12 protein-coding genes and 1 pseudogene are annotated in these 17,286 nt (G+C 72.2%); 10 read left to right on the top strand and 3 right to left on the bottom strand.

From position 1 onward, the window contains the following. The first annotated feature begins 75 nt into the window (after positions 1 to 75). A complete protein-coding gene (locus D7W82_RS30835; protein ID WP_120621743.1) occupies positions 76 to 1,218 on the top strand; it encodes a hypothetical protein in 1,143 nt (380 codons plus the stop codon). Positions 1,219 to 1,240: 22 nt separating this feature from the next. Here the strand turns inward: D7W82_RS30835 and D7W82_RS30830 are convergent, their stop codons facing one another. Continuing rightward, on the bottom strand, positions 1,241 to 2,110 hold the full coding sequence (locus tag D7W82_RS30830; RefSeq protein ID WP_120621742.1) for a hypothetical protein: 870 nt from the start codon (positions 2,108 to 2,110) through the stop codon (positions 1,241 to 1,243). A 60-nt stretch (positions 2,111 to 2,170) separates the two neighbouring features. On the opposite strand from D7W82_RS30830, the gene galU reads away from it, so the two are divergent. The 6 genes from galU (at position 2,171) to def (ending at position 13,287) form a co-directional block, all read left to right on the top strand. Continuing rightward, positions 2,171 to 3,073, top strand: a complete 903-nt coding sequence (gene galU, locus D7W82_RS30825) for a UTP--glucose-1-phosphate uridylyltransferase GalU (protein WP_120621741.1) — start codon at positions 2,171 to 2,173, stop codon at positions 3,071 to 3,073. Then, positions 3,070 to 3,822: a hypothetical protein gene (locus D7W82_RS30820; protein WP_120621740.1), complete on the top strand. Its 753-nt coding sequence runs from the start codon at positions 3,070 to 3,072 to the stop codon at positions 3,820 to 3,822. Before galU ends, D7W82_RS30820 begins: the two co-directional genes overlap by 4 nt. 101 nt (positions 3,823 to 3,923) lie before the next feature. Further along, complete coding sequence (locus D7W82_RS30815) at positions 3,924 to 4,532, top strand: glutathione S-transferase family protein (protein ID WP_120621739.1); 609 nt, start codon at positions 3,924 to 3,926, stop codon at positions 4,530 to 4,532. A 178-nt stretch (positions 4,533 to 4,710) separates the two neighbouring features. Continuing rightward, entirely contained in the window at positions 4,711 to 7,104 is a 2,394-nt protein-coding gene (priA, locus tag D7W82_RS30810; protein ID WP_120621738.1) for a primosomal protein N', read from the top strand. 16 nt (positions 7,105 to 7,120) lie between these two features. Beyond that, positions 7,121 to 12,706 (top strand): response regulator, encoded by a 5,586-nt coding sequence (locus tag D7W82_RS30805; RefSeq protein WP_120621737.1) that lies wholly within the window; start codon positions 7,121 to 7,123, stop codon positions 12,704 to 12,706. Positions 12,707 to 12,759: 53 nt separating this feature from the next. Further along, complete coding sequence (gene def, locus D7W82_RS30800; protein ID WP_120621736.1) at positions 12,760 to 13,287, top strand: peptide deformylase; 528 nt, start codon at positions 12,760 to 12,762, stop codon at positions 13,285 to 13,287. Here def and nth read toward each other — a convergent pair. Further along, complete coding sequence (gene nth, locus D7W82_RS30795) at positions 13,284 to 13,970, bottom strand: endonuclease III (protein WP_370451092.1); 687 nt, start codon at positions 13,968 to 13,970, stop codon at positions 13,284 to 13,286. The two genes, def and nth, sit on opposite strands and share 4 nt — an antisense overlap. Positions 13,971 to 14,031: 61 nt before the next feature. On the opposite strand from nth, the gene ltaE reads away from it, so the two are divergent. Beyond that, positions 14,032 to 15,057, top strand: coding sequence for a low-specificity L-threonine aldolase (ltaE, locus tag D7W82_RS30790; RefSeq protein ID WP_120621734.1), 1,026 nt, complete (start codon positions 14,032 to 14,034; stop codon positions 15,055 to 15,057). A gap of 138 nt (positions 15,058 to 15,195) precedes the next feature. Further along, positions 15,196 to 16,215 (top strand): M23 family metallopeptidase, encoded by a 1,020-nt coding sequence (locus tag D7W82_RS30785; protein WP_120621733.1) that lies wholly within the window; start codon positions 15,196 to 15,198, stop codon positions 16,213 to 16,215. A 30-nt stretch (positions 16,216 to 16,245) separates the two neighbouring features. Here D7W82_RS30785 and D7W82_RS30780 read toward each other — a convergent pair whose 3' ends face one another. Continuing rightward, positions 16,246 to 16,515: an HU family DNA-binding protein gene (locus tag D7W82_RS30780; protein WP_014394187.1), complete on the bottom strand. Its 270-nt coding sequence runs from the start codon at positions 16,513 to 16,515 to the stop codon at positions 16,246 to 16,248. A gap of 324 nt (positions 16,516 to 16,839) precedes the next feature. Between D7W82_RS30780 and D7W82_RS30775 the strand changes: the two are divergent. Continuing rightward, positions 16,840 to 17,286, top strand: a pseudogene (locus tag D7W82_RS30775) (DUF1565 domain-containing protein); the annotation flags it as partial.

Raw genomic sequence — 17,286 nt, 5'->3', positions numbered from 1 at the left:
AGATGTGTATAAGAGACAGGCCAGATTCCGTCCGAGGACGAGGACGAGGACGCCCAGGAGCTCGGCGACGGGCCCGTGGAGGCCACGAGCGTCATCGCGTGGGAAGCGCCTCCCGGCCGCATGGACCCCGTGCGCCGCATCCACCGCGCCGGCCGTCCCGAAGGCACCGTCTCCGGCCCGGCCCCCACGCGTCCCCAGGCCGCGGGCCGCCCCACCGTCGGCTCCACCGAGACCCGCGAGACGCCCGCCGCCGTCCCGGACGCCGCGCCCCCCGCGGACGCCACCTCCGCGGAGCCGCTCGTCTTCAAGCTCGTGCGCGAGAGCCCGCTCGACCCGAAGCCCTACCGCGGCCTCGTGGACCACTTCGACCAGCGCGGCGACGTCACCCGCGCCGCGCTCATGCGCGAGCTCGCCGACGCCCTGGAGGGCCGCGACGTCCCCGCGCCCCGCGTGCAGCGCGCGCCCCTCGCCAACCAGGAGCGCGCCGGCCTGCGCCACCCGGGCCTGCGCACCCCATCCGGGGAGCTGCTCGCGTGCGTGGGCATCGCGCTGTGCCGGCTGTTCCCGTCGCCCGCGCGCATCGCCAGCACCACGGAGCCCCTGCGCGCCTCCTCCGGTCCGGGCGCCGCCGCCGTGCTCGACGCGCTCAACGGCGCCGCGCGCCTCCTGGGCGTGCCCCTGCCGGAGCTCGTCGCGGGGGACGACGACACCGCCACCATCACCCCGCTGCACACCACCGCCCCGCGCCTCGTCGTGGGCCGGCTCCTCGTGCAGCAGCCGCCCACCAACGCCGAGCTGCGCTTCCACGCCGGCCGCGCGCTGTTCTCGCTGTCTCCGGACCTGCTCGCTCTGCGTGCGCTGCGCAAGGACCACCTGCTGCGCGCGCTCGCGCTCCTGTCCTCCGTCCTCAAGAACCCCAAGGACGCCGGCGACGACGCCCGCGTGGTGCGCGAGTCCCTGTCCCCCAGGGCCCTGGAGCGCGCCGCCCTCCTGATGGAGCCCGGCACCCGGGACTTCGACGCGAGCCTGCTCGTCGCCGCCGCGCGAGACTCCGCCAACCGCGCGGGGCTCGTCGCCTGCGGAGGCCCCGGGCCCGCGCTCACCGTGCTCCGCGCCCGCCGCCCCAACGACTCAGAGCTGGAGGAGCTGGTCCGCTTCGCCGCCTCCGAGCGCTACCTCGCCCTGCGGGACGCCGCCGAAGCCGGCCGCGGCCGTTAGCGCGGCTTCGCCTGGAAGCGGCTCAGTTCACCAGCAGCCGCAGCGTGAGCGACAGCACGCGCCCGTTCAGCCCGCCCAGGTCGTGCTGGTACGCCAGGTCCACGCCGCCGCCCCCGGGCGACAGGAAGCCCGCGCCCACCGTCACGCGCGAAATCTTCTGGAAGCCGTCGTACGTGTAGCCCGCGCGCAGCGGAATCGTCTGGTCGAGGATGTACTCCGCGCCGGTGTTGTACGTGAGCACCGTCGAGTCGCGCGTCTCGAAGTCCCCGCGCACGTCGAACGCCACCACCAGCACCTGCCCCACGTAGCCCGCGTGCGCGGAGAAGTAGCGCGTCAGCTCCACGTTCTCCGTGTCGATGAGGTTGTGCCCCGACACGCCCAGCGTCAGCTGCTCGCTCAGCCGCACCAGGATGCCCGCGTCCAGCGTGATGGAGTTGGCGAAGCGCGACTGGCCATTCAGCCGCAGGTAGTGCCCCGACAGGCCGATGAGCAGCGACTCACCCAGCGGCAGCGCCGCGCCCAGCGTGCTCAGGTTCGCGGACGTGCGCCCCCCGCCGCGCCCCAGCGAAAGCCAGTGGTAGTCCACGCCCAGCGCCAGCCGGCCGCTGCTGGAGTCCGCCAGGCTGATGCCCAGGAAGCCCTCCTTGTTTCGAGGGTCGTACGCCCCCGTGCCCTCGATGCGGTAGGCCGGGAACAGCGCCATCGCCGCCGGATTGCCCAGGAGTGCATCCGCACCCAGGCCCGTGGCCCGGAAGGCGCCGCCCATGCCCTGGGCCCGTGCATTCGCGATGTTGCGCAGCTCATCCGCCCGCTCGGTCGTGGCGGCTCGGGCGAGGAAGGGGACCACGGAGAGCGTCAACGACAGGGCGGCGGCGATGGCACGGAGCGGCATGGCGCCGGGGAATCTATCCGGCTTGCTGGGGTTCTGGGCCACCAATAGATTCCCCGCCCCATGTCCTCCACCGACACGAAGGCAGCGAAGCTCATCCGCAAGTGCGTCATCCCCGCCGCCGGCCTGGGTACCCGTTTCCTCCCGGCCACCAAGGCCGTGCCGAAGGAGATGCTGCCCATCGTCGACACGCCCACCCTCCAGTACATCGTGGAGGAGGCGGTGAAGGCCGGCATGGAGGACGTCGTCGTCATCAACGGCCGCGGCAAGGGCGCCATCGAGGACCACTTCGACATCGCGTTCGAGCTGGAGACCACGATGCGCGCGCGCGGGAAGACGGCGGAGGCGGACCGGATGCGCGCCATCGCGAACCTGGTGCGCATCATCAGCGTGCGCCAGAAGGAGCCGCTCGGCCTGGGCCACGCCGTGCTGTGCGCCAAGAGCGTCATCGGCGACGAGCCCTTCGGCGTCCTCCTGGGCGACGACATGATCGACTCGGAGGATCCGGGCATCGGCCAGCTGGCGCGCATCTACCAGCAGCACCAGAAGGCCGTCATCGCGCTGATGGAGGTCCCCGACAGCGAGACGCACATGTACGGCATCGCCGCGGGCAAGGACCTGGGCAACGGCGTCATCCAGATCGACCACGTGGTGGAGAAGCCCAAGAAGGGCACCGCCCCGTCGAACCTGGCGGTGATTGGCCGCTACGTGCTGCCCCCGTCCATCTTCCCCATCCTGGAGAAGCAGACCACGGGCGTGGGCGGGGAAATCCAGCTCACGGACGGCCTGGCCACGCTCCAGAAGACCGAAGGTCTGCTGGGCTACAAGTTCCAGGGCCAGCGCTACGACGCCGGTGACAAGGTGGGTTACCTCAAGGCGAACATCGCCTATGCGCTCAAGCGCCCCGACCTGCGCGGAGGGCTCCTGGAGTACCTGCGCGAGGTCGTCAAGACGGAGAAGCCGTGAAGCGTCTCATCGCCGTATCCGCAGTCCTCGTGTCCCTCGCCGCCGGCGCCTACGTGCTGCCCGGCGGCTCCATCCTGCGGCGCATGGCCACCGCGCGGGAGGAGAAGCGCCTGTCGGCCTTCCGCGTGGAAGGCTCCGTCATCTTCTCCTCCACGGGCGTGGCGGAGGCCGGCGCCGCCCTCAACGTCCCCACGGACCGCCCGGAGCTCCAGGGTGACGGCGTGCTGTCCGTGAAGATTCCGGGCCGCTGCCGCTTCGACGCGAGCTCGCCGGACAGCAGCCTCAAGTCCTCCACCGTGCAGGTCGCCGGCAGGAAGCGCGTGGAGGGCAAGGAGCTGCCCGCCGTCTCCGTGCTGGTGGCCCAGGTGTGCGCCATCCTCGCGCAGGACGCGGGCAGCGTGCAGGACACCAAGCTCGCCCAGGAGGCCTGGCTCCAGGGGTTGGGCGTCAACACCAAGGTCACGTCGCTCGCGCGCTTCGGCGGTGAGGTGGCCTTCGTCCTGGGAGACCCCGCGGAGGGCAAGCCCCAGTTCTGGGTCTACAAGGACGCCTTCCGGCCCGCGCGCCTGCGCTACTCGGACGCGTCCGGGGCGGCCTGGGACGTGCGCTTCCTGGACTACGCCTCGCCGGCCACCGGCGACTGGATGCCCCGCACGGTGGAGGTGTGGAAGGCGGGCCAGCGCGTGGTGCGCTTCACCGCCCTCAAGGCGGACAACCGCTCGGCCGTGCCGGACGCGCTCTTCAAGTAGCGCTCCGCTTCGATTCGCTTGCGATGGGCGGGGCTGACGGTGAAAGTCCCGCCCGTTCCAGGACCGGGATTTCCCCGGTTCCTGGCTCGGAGGCGATTCGCATGAAGCTCCATGGCAACCCGATGAGCACGTGTACCCGCAAGGTCCTCACCGTCCTGGCGGAGAAGGGCCACGAGGTCGAGTTCATCAACATCGACCTGATGAAGCACGAGCAGAAGACGCCCGAGCACATCGCCCGCCAGCCCTTTGGCGTGGTGCCCGCGCTGGAGCTGGACGACGGCTTCGTCATGTACGAGTCGCGCGCCATCAGCCGCTTCCTGGACCGCACCCTGCCGGGCCCGTCGCTGACGCCCGCGGACCCCAAGGCCTACGCGCTGATGGAGCAGTTCATCGGCGTGGAGCAGTCCTACTTCTCCGGCCCGGCGATGAAGATCGTCATGGAGCGCTTCCGGGGCACCAACAACGAGGAGAACGTCGCCAAGGGCCGCGAGGGCCTGAAGCGTCCGCTGGAGGTCCTCGACGCGGCGCTGGCGAACCGGCCGTACCTGGCGGGCAATGACTTCACGCTCGCCGAGGTCTGCTTCGCGCCGTACATGGAGTACCTCTTCGCCATGGGGGAGAAGGACACCGTGGCCCCGTACAAGAACGTGATGGCCTGGTGGGACCGCGTGTCCAACCGCCCGTCCGTGAAGAAGGCCGCCGGCCGCTAGCCCGCCCGCACGCCCCTCTTTCGCTTAAGGCCGCCCGGGCCTCTTCCGCACCCTGTCCTCCAGGGCCGGGAGGGGCCCTTCGTGCTTCCAGGGCACCGGGGATGTCAGACGCCCGGGGCACAGTGGATCCCGGGTGCAGGACGGGCGGGCCGGGGAAGTCGGCGGCAAGAGGGCGGTCATGGAGCAAGAGCACTTCGCGCTGGGTGGTTTTCCCCGGTCACAGGCAGAGGCCTCCTCTCGCGGTTCCATTCCGTTGCGGACGCGGCGTACGGAAGTGGGAAGGGAAGTGTCGCAGCGGGAGCCCGCCGGTACAGTGCGCCCCGTCGTGAGCGCCACCCCCGCCCAACTTGCCTCTGTCGCCGTGGGCCGTCCCGTGCGCGGGGAGTTCACCTACCTGGTGCCGGAGGCGCTCGCGGGCAACCTCGCCCCGGGCCAGCGCGTGCTCGTGCCCTTCGGCCGGGGCATGGCGCTGGGCTTCTACCTGGGGCCCGCCAACGCGCCGGTGGAAGGCGGCGTGCGGCTCAAGCCCATCCAGCGCGTGCTGGAGGACTCGCCGTCCCTGCCCAAGGACCTCATCGCGCTCCTGCGCTTCACCGCGGAGCACTACCGCTATCCGCTGGGCGAGGTGATCCGCGGCGCGCTCCCGCCGGGCCTCTCCACCGCGGTGGATGAGAAGGAGGCCAGGCCGGACGTCCAGTTCTTCGTGGAGGCGCTCGTCACGGAGGTGCCCCCGCAGCTGGCCCGCGCTCCGGCGCAGGCCGCGGTGCTCCAGTACCTCCTGGCGGTGGGCGGACGCGCGCCGCTGGACGAGGTGACGCACGCCATCCCCGGCGCGCGCGAGACGCTGAAGAAGCTGGCCACGCGCAAGTTCGTGAAGTGGGTGGAGGTGACGCTCCAGCCCGGCGTGCGCGAGGGCCTGGTGCAGAACCGCCCGGACCGCCTCACCCCCGAGCAGGCCCTGGCGGTGAAGGAGCTCCAGGGCGCCGTCGACGCGGGCGGCTTCCAGCCGTACCTCCTGCACGGCGTCACCGGCAGCGGCAAGACGGAGGTGTACCTGCGCGCGGTGGAGCACACGCTCGCGCGCGGACTGGGCAGCCTGGTGCTGGTGCCCGAAATCGCGCTCACGCCGCAGCTGGTGGGGCGCTTCCGCAGCCGCTTCGGCGGCGACGTGGCGGTGCTGCACTCGGGGCTGAAGGACCGCGAGCGGCTGTTCCACTGGCAGGCGCTGCGCAAGGGCACGGTGAAGATCGCCGTGGGCGTGCGCTCGGCGGTGTTCGCGCCGGTGGAGCACCTGGGCCTCATCGTCGTGGACGAGGAGCACGACCCGTCCTTCAAGCAGGACGAGAAGCTGCGCTACCAGGCGCGCGACCTGGCGGTGGTGCGCGGCAAGCAGGCCAGCGCGGTGGTGGTGCTGGGCTCCGCGACGCCTTCGCTGGAGACGCTCCAGAACACGCGCTCCGGCCGCTACAAGCTGATGGAGCTGAAGAACCGCGTGGACGACCGGCCCATGCCCACCATCAACCTGGTGGACCTGCGCGTGGAGCGTCCGCGCGAGGGCCAGGTGACGGAAGAGGCGCCCATCCTGAGCCCGCAGATGCTCCAGGCCATGGAGGAGACGGTGGCCAAGGGGCAGCAGGTCATCCTGTTCCTCAACCGCCGCGGCCACAGCACCATCCTCCTGTGCGAGGTGTGCGGCCTGTCGCTCAAGTGCCAGGACTGCGACGTGTGCATGACGCACCACCGCTCGCAGAACCGGGTGGTGTGCCACTACTGCGGCGTGGCCTTCCCGGTCCCGGACAGCTGCCGCGAGTGCACCGGCCCGCTGCTCAAGCTCGGCATCGGCACGGAGCGCGTGGAGGCGGAGGTCCTGGAGCGGATGCCGCACGCACGCGTAGCGCGACTCGACCGGGACTCCGCGACGAGCGCGGAGAAGCTGACGGAGCTGCTGGCGTCCTTCGCGCGGCGGGAAATCGACGTGCTGGTGGGCACCCAGATGGTGGCCAAGGGGCACGACTTCCCGGGCGTGACGCTGGTGTGCGTGGTGATGGCGGACACGTCCCTGGCGATTCCTGATTTCCGAGCCGCTGAGCGGACCTTCCACCTGTTGACCCAGGTGGCGGGGCGCGCGGGGCGCGGGAAGGACCCGGGGCGGGTGCTGGTGCAGACCTACAACCCGGACGCGGAGCCGGTGAGGCGGATGCTGGCGCACGACTTCGACGGGTTCTCCAAGCAGGAGCTGGAGTGGCGCAAGGCGCTGGCCTATCCGCCCTTCGCGCGCATGGCGGCCGTCCGGCTGGAGGGCGAGCACCCGGAACAGACGGCGGGTGTGGCGCGCTTCCTGGGGAACCTGGTGGGACGGCACATGCCGCCAGCGTCGGCGGGGGTGCGCCTGTTGGGGCCGGCCCTGGCGCCGATTGCTCGAATCCGGGGCAAGACGCGCTGGCAGCTGCTCCTGAAGGCGCCGACACATGCGGCGCTCGCCCCACTGCTCGCCCGGTTGGAGGCGGCGTTGGCGGATGTGCCCAATGGGGTGAAGGTCGTCATCGACGTGGATCCCGGGGCCATGCTGTAGACTCCCGGGCTCCCCCATGGGCGCCTCGGTCCTCCTCGTACACGACGACATCGCCACCATCGCCGCCGTCCGGCGACTGCTGTCCCGCGAAGGGCACGAGGTCATCCTCGCGACCTCCGCCGCGGACGCGCTCATCGCTTTCGGGCATCACCTGCCGGAGCTCATCGTGCTCGCGCCGGGCGTGGAGAGCGGCCGCGGGCGCGTGGTGCTGGAGGAGCTGGTGCTGCACCCGGATGGCCACAAGGCGCGGGTGCTGCTGCTGAGTGAGGCCATCGAGGGCTTCAGCGCGCCGGTGGCGCCGCTGCCCCTGGACGGGCCCAGCTTCGTGACGCTGGTGGACACGTTGATCCGCGCGCCGGCGGAGGCGGATGGCTGGCGCGTGGTGGAGAACCGGACGCTGAGCGAGCCGGCGAAGGGGAGCGCCCCCGCGGACGAAGCCTGGCATGTGACGGCGCCGCGCTCGGTGGGCGGGGACCCGGCGCTGGCGAACGCGCTGTTCGGGGACCTGGCGCCGCTGAACCAGACGGACTGGGAAGTGGCGGCGATGACGCGCGAGGAGCGCAGCGCGCACGCCGTGCACCAGCAGCGCGAGCGCAGCATGAACGCCGCGCTGGAGCAGGCGCACCTGGAAGTGGAGACGGAGGCGATCGCCTCCATCGACTCCGCGCTGACGGTGGGCACGAAGTCGCAGTGGGCCGGGGCGGCGGAGGAGGGTGACTCCGGCGAGGCGTGGGGCGAGGAGGATCCGGACGCGAGCGTCGGCAATGAGTGGGACGCGGAGCCTCCGAACGCGAAAGGGGCGGACGAGGGCCGTCCGCCGGAAGCGCGCACCACGTTGCGCTTCCCGTTCCCGAACGGGGAGGGCGGGGAAGAGGCGCCCGCGCAGGGGCGGCTCGCGTTCCGGGAGGAGCCCCTCACCCCGCCGGGGCTGAAGCCGGTGAAGCCCGCGCCGAAGCTGGGGGACGAGGGGTTCTTCGACGTCGACTCGGACGAGGACGGCGGGGCGGCGAAGGCGCCGGAGCCGGAGGGCTCGGAGCCCCTGGCGTGGAAGGAGCTGGCGCCGGATCCGGAGCTGGAGGCGCGTGCGTCTCCGGGCGGCGTGGACGACTCCGACGAGACGGACTTCGGTTCGGTCGCGGACGACGTGGCGGCGGAGGAGCGGGCCGCGGCGGCGGGTGGGGCGGAGGAGGACGCGCCCGCGGAGCCGACCGCGGAGGAGCTGGCGGCGGCGGGCCTGTCGAACTGGGACGTGCTGGAGGCGGACCTCAAGGCCTCCGCCGATGCGCGCGAGCGGGATGAGGAGCCCTCCTCGGACGCCGCGAAGCCGGTGGGGTCGGACTGGTTCGACTCAGAGACCGTCGAGGATGCGAAGCCGGAGGGGGCCAGGCCCCTCCAGTGGGCGGAGCCGGCGGGCACCGGGCGCCCGACGGATGCGGCACGCGCGAAGGGTGATGCCGCGAAGCCGGACCAGGCGGAGTCGCGCGATGGTGGAGCGGCGGAGCGTGCGAATCCCGAGAGGCCGCTGCGTGTCGCGGCACGTGTCCCGCTGCGCTCGTCCGGAAAGAGCAGCGCGGGCGTCGTGGCGAGCGTGGGCGCTTCGTCCGCGAACCCGGGCGATGCCACAGGCGCGGGAGGCAGCACCGCGGGCTCGAGTCATGCGACAGGCGCAGGTGGCAATGCGGCGGGCCTGAGCGACAAGTCCGGTGCGGCAACAGGCGGCACCCCCACGCTTCCTGGCAATGAGTCCGGTGCCGGTGTCGCGGCAGGCGCGGGCGGCACTTCCACGCGTCCGGGCAACGAGTCCGGAGTGGGTGACGCGGCGTCGCCAGCCAGCGCCTCCGCGAATCCGCGCGATGGTTCCTCGTCGCCGCCGCAGGTGCCCGGAGGACTGCAACGGGCGAACAAGACGCGCACCCAGGAGCAGGAAGCCCCCGCACCCGCGCGCACGGACGTGGCGGGGCCGTCGTCGGAGCTCGCCGCGGAGCTGGAGTCGCTGCGTGAGGAGCTCGCGCTGGCCCACGCCGCCATCGAGGAGGCGGAGGCCCGGGCCGCGGACGCGGAAGCCCTCGCCGAATCGGAGCAGTCGCTCCGCGTCGAGCTGGAAGAGCGCATCGCGAGTGAAGAGCGAGCACGCGAGGACGCGCGGCTCGAAGCGGACGCGGAGGTGGAGGCCCGGAGCGCCGTGGAGGTGCGGGCCGAAGCAGAGGTCCACGCCCGAGCCCGAGCCGAGTCCCTGTTGAAGCAGGCCTCGGCGGCCCAGGAGGCCTCGGAGGTCCGGGCCGTGTCGGCGACGGAGGCCCTCGCGGAGGTCGAAGCACGGCTCGCCTCCGAGGCCGGAAGCCGCGTGGAGGCCGAAGCCCGCGCGGAGGCCGAGGCGCGCGACCGCCGCGAAGCCGAAGCCCTCGCGGAGATGGCCCGGCTCGAGCTCGTCGAACTCGAGAAGCGGCTCGCCACGGAGGTCCAGGCGCGCGAGGAGGCCGAGCTCCGAGCCCGCCAGGAAGCGCAGACGCGCGAGGAGGCCGAAGCCCGCGCCGAGCTGGAGCAGGCCGCACGCACGGACGTGGAGGTGCGGCTCGCAGCGGAGACCGAGGCAAGAATCGCGGCCGAATCCAAGGCCCGCGAGGACGCGCGTCAGCGAGCGCAATCCGGGTCCGAGCAGGCGGAGAGCCGCGACAGCGAGGACGCCGCGCTCCGGACGGACCTGGAAGCGCGGCTCGCCGAGGCGGAAGCCCGGGCCGAAGCGGAGTCGAAGGCCCGCACCACCGCCGAAGCGAAGGTGAAGCACTCCGCCCAGGCGCTGTCCCTGGTGGAGGTGCGAGCGCACCAGCTGGCCCAGTCGCTGGCCGAGTCCGAAGCGAAGTCGAAGCAGTCCGCGCAGGCGCTGGCCCAGGCGGAGACGCGGGTGCAGCAGGCCACGCAGGCGCTGGCGCAATCCGAGGCGAAGGCGAAGCAGTCCGCGCAGGCCCTGGCGCAGGTGGAGGCCAGGGCGCAGCAACTGGCGCAGGTGCTGCTCCAGGGCGAAGCCAAGGCAAGACAGTCCACCCAGGCTGTGAGTCAGGCCGAGGAGGCCCGAGCCGCCGCGGAAGCCACCGCCGAACGAAACGCCGAGGCCCTGGCCCAGGCGGAAGCCCGCGTGGAGCAACTGACGCAGGCCCTGAAGCAGGCCGAAGCACGAGCCACCGAAAACACCGAGCAGCTGAAGCAGGCAAGGGCCGAAGCAGAGGCCCGCGCGGAGCAACTCCAGCAGCTCCAGTCCAACTCGGGGAACCGCGAGGACCAGTTCACGCAGGTCCAGGCCGAAGCCCAGGCCCGCATCGAGCAACTCACACAGGCGCTCACCGAAGCGGAAGCCCGCGCGGAACAGCTCACGCAGGCACGCACCGAAGCGGAAGCCCGCGCGGAACAGCTCGCGCGGACGCACGCCGAAGCGGAAGCCCGCGCGGAACAGCTCGCGCGGACGCACGCCGAAGCGGAAGCCCGCGCGGAACAGCTCACGCAGGCACGCACCGAAGCGGAAGCCCGCGCGGAACAGCTCGCGCGGACGCACGCCGAAGCGGAAGCCCGCATCGAGCAACTGACGCAGGCGCACACCGAAGCGGAAGCCCGCGCGGAGCAACTGACGCAGGCGCGCACCGAAGCGGAAGCCCGCATCGAAGAACTCGCCCGCGCGCGCACCGAAGCGGAAGCCCGCGCGGATCAGCAAGAGCAGGCACGCACCGAAGCCGAGTCGCGCATCGAGCAGCTCACGCAGGCACGAGCCGAAGCCGAGGCCCGCGCGGATCAGCTGGCGCAAACGCTCACCGAAGCCCAGGCGCGCATCGAGCAGCTCACGCAGGCGCGCACGGAAACCGAGGCCCGCGCGGAGCAGTCCACCCGCGTTGGCTCCGAGGCCCAGGCCCGCATCGAGCAGCTCACACAGGAGCTGAACCAGGCCCAGGCCCGGGCGGAACAACTCGCGCAGTCCCTCGCCCAGGCGGAGTCCCGCGCGGAGCAGTCCACGCACGACCGGACCGGCGCGGACGAACTCGCACGGACCCGCCTGGCCCAGGCCGAACAGGCCCGCGCCGAAGCGGAAGCCACCGCCGACCAGCAGCTCCAGGCCCACACCGCCGCGGAAGCCCGCGCCCTCCAGGCCGAGCAGAAGGCCGCCGAAGCCACCGCCAAGGCCACGTCCGAAGGCCGGCTGCGCACCGTGCTGGAAGTCCGCCTCGACTCCGAAGGCCGCGCACGCCAGGACCTCGAAGCCCGCCTCGAAACCGAGTCCCAGGCCCGCACCGCCGCGGAGTCCCGCCTCGCCGCGGAGACCCAGGCGCGCACCGAAGCCGAGGCCCGCGCCCACTCCGAATCCACGAACCTCACGCAGGCCAGGGACGCCCTGCAAGCGCAGCTCGACCAGCTCCGCGAGGAGCTCACCCGCGAGCGCGAGACGCGCACCCGGCTCGAAGCAGAAGCCGTCGAACAGCGCCTCCAGGCCGAACGCGAGCGTGAAGAACTCGAAGCCCGAGCGCAGCGGGACGCGGAAGAGGCCGCGGCGCAGGCCCGCGCCACCATCATCCCCCTCGAATCGCCCGGCCGTCCGGAGATGGCGGTGGCCCGCAGCGGCAGCCTCACGCAGGAGGGCCTCGCGCGCCTCATCCTGCGGCTCTGCGACGCGCGCATGGAGGTGCGCCTGGAGCTCAAGGTGATGAACGCCTTGCGCGTCCTCTGGCTGCGAGACGGAGCCCTGGTCGGCGCCGCGTCCTCCGCGCAGGGGGAATCCCTCGTCGACCGCGCCCGCGCGGACGGCCTCATCGACGCGCGCCAGGAGGCCGAGCTGCGGCTCGTGCGCAGCGCCACCACCGGCACGCTGCTGGAGGCCCTGCGCGGGCGCGGCTACGTGCGCGAAGCCGAATCCGTCCCGCTGGTCCAGCGCTACACCGAACAGGTCTTCCTGGACGCGCTCTCGGAACCCTCCACGCTCTACCGCCTGGTGCCGGAGCCCGCGCCGCACGAGGTGGCGCTCGCCGCCGCCACGCGCCCGCCGCTGCACCTGCTCGCGGAAGGGCTGCGCAACACGCTCACCGCCGATTCGCTCCTGGACGCGGCGGGCTCCCTGCGCGCCCAGGTCGCCCGAGGCGACGCGCACCTGCCCCCCGCGGACTTCGGCCTCTCCGCCCGCGAGCTCCAGCTCCTCCAGGCCGTGGACGGCGAACGCACGCTGGAGTCGCTGCTCCTGGGCGCGGGCCTGCCGCAGGACGGCGCGCTCAAGACGCTCGCGGTGGCGAGGACGCTGGGCCTCATCGCGCTGCATCCGCCGTCGGAGGATGCCCACGGCACCCTGCCGCCGGAGCTGGACGTGCACCGCCTGGAGGCCAAGTTCGAGGAGATCCAGGACGCGGACTACTTCACCGTGTTGGGGCTCGCACGCTCGGCGGGCAGCGAGGAGGTCAAGCGGGCCTACGCACTGCTCGCCGCCGAGTTCCACCCGCTGCGCTTCGCCGGCCATCCGGACCCCGCGCTCCAGCACCGCGCGCAGCAGATCCGCGCGGTGTTGACGGAGGCCGCCCGGGCGTTGGGAGACGACCGCCTGCGGGGCGAGTACGCCCGTAATCTGCTCGACTGATGCCCGGTGGAACGGTTGCCCGTCGCGGTCCGGAGGGGTTAAGAGTCCCCTCCATGGTTCGCGAGATTCTCATCTGGCCCGACCCCATCCTGAAGCAGAAGGCCAAGCCGGTGGCGAAGGTGGACGACAAGGTCCGCGCGCTCATCAAGGACATGTTCGAGACCATGTACGCCGCCGAGGGCGTCGGTCTCGCCGCGCCGCAGGTGGGCATCCTCCAGCGCATCATCGTCCTGGACACCCGGCCGCAGCAGCCGGACTCCAAGCCCCTGGCGATGATCAACCCGGAGTTCGTCTCGCTCGAAGGGGAGACGACCTACACGGAGGGCTGCCTCTCCATCTCCGGTGAGGCCGAGGACGTGGACCGCGCCGCCTTCGCCACGGTGCGCTACCTGGACGAGGAGGGCCAGGAGCAGACGCTGCGCTGTGACGGCCTGCTGGCCATCGCCGTGCAGCACGAGACGGACCACCTGGACGGCACCGTCTTCGTGGACCACGTCTCCACGCTCAAGCGCGAGTTCATCCGCAAGCGCATGAAGAAGCTCAAGGCCTCGCGCGAGCAGGGCGCTCCGGCATCCGCTTAAGCCTTCGCGGTGGCGCGCACGCCCTTCTTGGGGCAGCGGTCCGCCACCACGCAGGAGCCGCAATCGGGCGAGCGCGCGAAGCACGTGCGCCGCCCGTGCCACACCAGCAGCTGATGCCCCAGCGTCCACCGCTCGCGAGGCAGCAGCGCCTGCAGGTCCTTCTCCACCTTGTCCGGGTCTTCGTGCGGGGTGAAGCCCAGCCGGTACGCCAGCCGCTTCACGTGCGTGTCCACGGGGAAGGCCGCGTCGCCGCCCAGGTGGATGCACACCACGCCCGCCGTCTTCAGCCCCACGCCCGGCAGCTCCGCCAGCGTGTCGCGCGTCAGCGGCACCTGTCCGCCATGCTCCGCCACGAGCGCGCGCGCCGTGGCGACGATGTTCTTCGCCTTCGCGCGGTACAGCCCGCAGGTGCGGATGAAGGGCTCCACGTCGGTGGGCTCGACGCGCGCGTAGGCCTGGGCATCCGGGAAGCGGGCGAACAGGGCAGGGGTCACCAGGTTGACGCGCTTGTCGGTGCACTGCGCGGACAGGATGACGGCGACCAGCAGCTCCAGCGGCGTGCGGTAGTCCAGCTCGATGCGGGCGTCCGGCATGGCTGCTTCCAGACCGTCCAGGACCGACACCGCACGCTGCCGCTTCTCACCCACTGTCTCTCGCCGGGCCACGCGGGCGTTGTATGTCACGGGGGCGGCCCCACCCAAGCGCCATGGCGGGGCCTCCCTTTTCGAAGCAGCGAGGAGAACCATGAAGCCCATCGACTTCCGCTCCGACACCGTGACGAAGCCCACGCCCGCCATGCGCAGGCTCATCGCCGACGCGGAGGTGGGCGACGACGTCTACGGCGAGGACCCCACCGTGCGCCGCCTGGAGGAGCGCGTGGCCGAGCGGCTCGGGCTGGAGGCCGCCGTCTTCGTCCCCTCCGGCACGCAGGCGAATCAGATCGCCATCGGCGCGTACTGCCGTCCCGGGGACGAGGTGCTCACGGAGGAGGGCAGCCACATCCTCCAGTACGAAGGCGGCGCGGTGCCTGCGCTGTGGGGCGTGCAGCCGGGGCCCCTGCCGGGCGAGCGCGGCCTGCTGAAGCCGGAGACCGTCACGGCGGCGGTGCGCGAGGACAACATCCACAACCCGCGCACGCGCCTGCTGTCGCTGGAGAACACGCACAACCGCGGCGGCGGCACGGTGTGGCCGGTGGAGCGCTTCAAGGCGGTGGTGGAGGCGGGGCGCAAGGCCGGGCTCGCGGTGCACCTGGATGGCGCGCGGCTGTTCAACGCGGAGGTGGCGGCGGGCCAGCCCGCGTCCGCGTGGGCGTCGCTGACGGACTCGACGTCGGTGTGCTTCTCCAAGGGACTGGGCGCGCCGGTGGGCTCGGCGCTCGCGGGCAAGAAGGATGTCATCCGCGAGGCGCGGCGGCTGCGCAAGCGGCTGGGCGGAGGCATGCGGCAGGCAGGCATCCTCGCGGCGGCGGCGCTGTACGCGCTGGAGCACCACGTGGAGCGCCTGGCCGAGGACCACGCCAACGCGCGCCGGCTGGCGGAAGGCCTGGCCCAGGTGCCGGGCGTGAAGGTGGACCTGGCGCGGGTGGAGACGAACATGGTGTTCGCGGACCTGGTGCGTCCGGCGGCGCAGGCCTCCGCGCTGCTGCTGAAGCAGGGCGTGCTCGCCAACCCCACCGGCCCGCACTCCATCCGCCTCGTGTGCCACCTGGACGTGTCCACCGCGGACATCGACGACGCCCTGGCGCGCATCCGTCAGGCCTTCGCCGGCTGAGCCCAAGGGACCGCCGCGTCCCGTGGGCGAGCCCCCTCCACGCCGGGTGGGGACCGCACGCACCTGTGCGCTACGGGAAATGATCCACGCCCCCAGGGCGGGTGGACGGCCCGGCGCGCGTGGTAGGCTCGCCCCGCCGTGCGCCGACCCGCCGTCCTTGCCCTGCTGGCCCTCTCCGCCTGCGCGACGCCGCGGCCGGGGAAGATGAGCTTTGAGGAGCTGTACGCGACCTCTGGCGACAGCGGCTTCGCCAACAGCAGCACGCCCTTCCTCCCCCGCGAACCGGACCGCGCCCGCGGGCCCCTGGCGCCGGAACGCTCCCCGGAGCTCGAAGCCGCCCTCGCCGCGTTCACGCAGCAGGCCCAGGCCTACCGCGAGAAGGTCCAGCGCGGCAGCGCCATGCCCGCCGAGCAGGTGCGCAACTGGGAGGCGATGAACGCGGCCCTGGACGCCTTCCTGGCCCGGCCGGTGGAGCACACCGACACCCGCGACCTGACGCGCGCCCGGGGCGTGATGGAGGCGGAGCTGGAGCAGGACGCGCGCCTGTACGGCGACATGCCGGGCTCGCTCGCGGAGGCCGTGGTGGTGCGCGTGGGCCGCCTCATCGTGCGCGCGTCCACCCTGCGCCGCTGGGAGCAGCCGCCGGAGCCCTCCGGACCGCCGCGCCTCGCCTGGCCCGTGGAGCCGGTCACCATCACCAGCCTCTACGGCGACCGCTGGCACCCCATCACCGGCCAGCTGCGACGCCACTCAGGCGTGGACCTGGCGGCCCGCCGGGGACAGCCCGTGGGCGTCGCGGACCGGGGCGTCGTCCTGCGCGCCGGCTGGAACGGCGACCACGGCAAGATGGTGGAGGTCCAGCACGACGGCCAGTGGGTGACGCGCTACAGCCACCTGTCCGAGGTCCTGGTGACGACCGGCGAGGTGCTGGCGAGGGGCGACGTGGTGGGGCTCGCGGGGGACACGGGCCTGGCGACCGGCGTCCACGTCCACTTCGAGCTCTGGCACGACGGCAGTTCATTGGATCCGCTGGAGGCGCTCGTCGCCCCCGAGGCGGCCCCGGACGCGTCCGAAGAGCGTCCCGTGGCCCGCATGCCGGCGGAGTCCCCCGTCCTCACGTCCCAGGGGCGTCACCCGGCGACGGGTTCGCGCCCCTGAGGGGGACGGGCCTTCACCACGGCCCTGCGGCTACAGCGAGTTCTTCAGCTCCTTGGCCGGGCGGAAACCGACCGTCTTCGACGCCTTGAGCTTCATCATCTCGTTGGTCTGCGGGTTGCGGATCTTCCGCGCCTTGCGCGAGCGCAGCGACCACGTGCCGAACCCGGGGTAGCTGAAGCGGGTGTCCTTCTTCACCGCCTTGCCGATGTTGGTGAAGACGCTGTCGAGGATCTGGGCGGCCTGCTTCTTCGTGAGCTTCGACTGCGCAGCCACCACTTCCACGAGCTCTGCCTTGGTCATGACACCCCTCCCTCTTGCGTTGTCTGGCGTTGATCGAGCGGATGGCGGAGGTAACAAATCGAGCTTTCGACTGTCAATGCGCCACCCGCTCCCAGGCCGGAAAATCGGCCTCCGGATGAAAACTGGCCTCTGAAAATACACCCTGTAGAGAGAGGGGAGGATCGCATCTTTTGATACATCCTCACACTCCTGCTTTTCACATCATGGGAAGTGATCGCCGGGTGATCGGTTCCGCGTGAAAGGCATTGGAAAATCGATCACTTAGCAGTCGCCGCTGATCCAGCTCCAGCAGGGTGCCATCAGGGGGCTAGAGTGCCTGCCCGCGTGCCCACCCGACTGCTTCCATGGCTCTTCGTCCTCTTGTGCACCTGCTCGCGGCCGTCCCCACGGCCCCAGGGGACGGGCGAGCTCTGGGTGGACAGGGCGGCATTGAACGGCGACGGCACCCGGGAGCGGCCCCTGCGTTCACTGGCCGACGCCCTGGCCCGCCCCGGCCCGAAGCGCGTGCACCTGGCCGCCGGCCGCTACGAAGGCCCCTTCCGGCTGCCGGAGGGCACCCGGCTCGTGGGCGAGGGGTCCTCCACGATCCTGATCGCAGCGGACCTCGACACCCCGGTGGTGGAGGCACCAGGGGACACCGCCCTGGAGTCCCTGGCGGTCGAGGGCGGCGGCTGGGGCCTGGAGGCCCGGGGCCCCGTGCGGGTCCAGGCCGTGACCTTCCGGAATCAGGCCCGGGGCGCCATCCGGCTGGGCGCGGGGCCGCTGGAGGGG

Origin of the sequence: Corallococcus sp. CA049B (assembly GCF_003611685.1) — a bacterium.
In the GTDB taxonomy this organism is placed as follows: Bacteria; Myxococcota; Myxococcia; order Myxococcales; family Myxococcaceae; genus Corallococcus; species Corallococcus coralloides.
This window is presented reverse-complemented; position numbering and strand designations above follow the sequence as displayed.

What these genes read in the sequence shown, in the direction of transcription:
- D7W82_RS30830 (WP_120621742.1), bottom strand. Translation starts at nt 2,110, where the DNA reads ATGCCGCTCCGTGCCATCGCCGCCGCCCTGTCGTTGACGCTCTCCGTG.
- galU (WP_120621741.1), top strand. Translation starts at nt 2,171, where the DNA reads ATGTCCTCCACCGACACGAAGGCAGCGAAGCTCATCCGCAAGTGCGTC.
- D7W82_RS30815 (WP_120621739.1), top strand. Translation starts at nt 3,924, where the DNA reads ATGAAGCTCCATGGCAACCCGATGAGCACGTGTACCCGCAAGGTCCTC.
- priA (WP_120621738.1), top strand. Translation starts at nt 4,711, where the DNA reads ATGGAGCAAGAGCACTTCGCGCTGGGTGGTTTTCCCCGGTCACAGGCA.
- D7W82_RS30805 (WP_120621737.1), top strand. Translation starts at nt 7,121, where the DNA reads ATGGGCGCCTCGGTCCTCCTCGTACACGACGACATCGCCACCATCGCC.
- def (WP_120621736.1), top strand. Translation starts at nt 12,760, where the DNA reads ATGGTTCGCGAGATTCTCATCTGGCCCGACCCCATCCTGAAGCAGAAG.
- ltaE (WP_120621734.1), top strand. Translation starts at nt 14,032, where the DNA reads ATGAAGCCCATCGACTTCCGCTCCGACACCGTGACGAAGCCCACGCCC.
- D7W82_RS30780 (WP_014394187.1), bottom strand. Translation starts at nt 16,515, where the DNA reads ATGACCAAGGCAGAGCTCGTGGAAGTGGTGGCTGCGCAGTCGAAGCTC.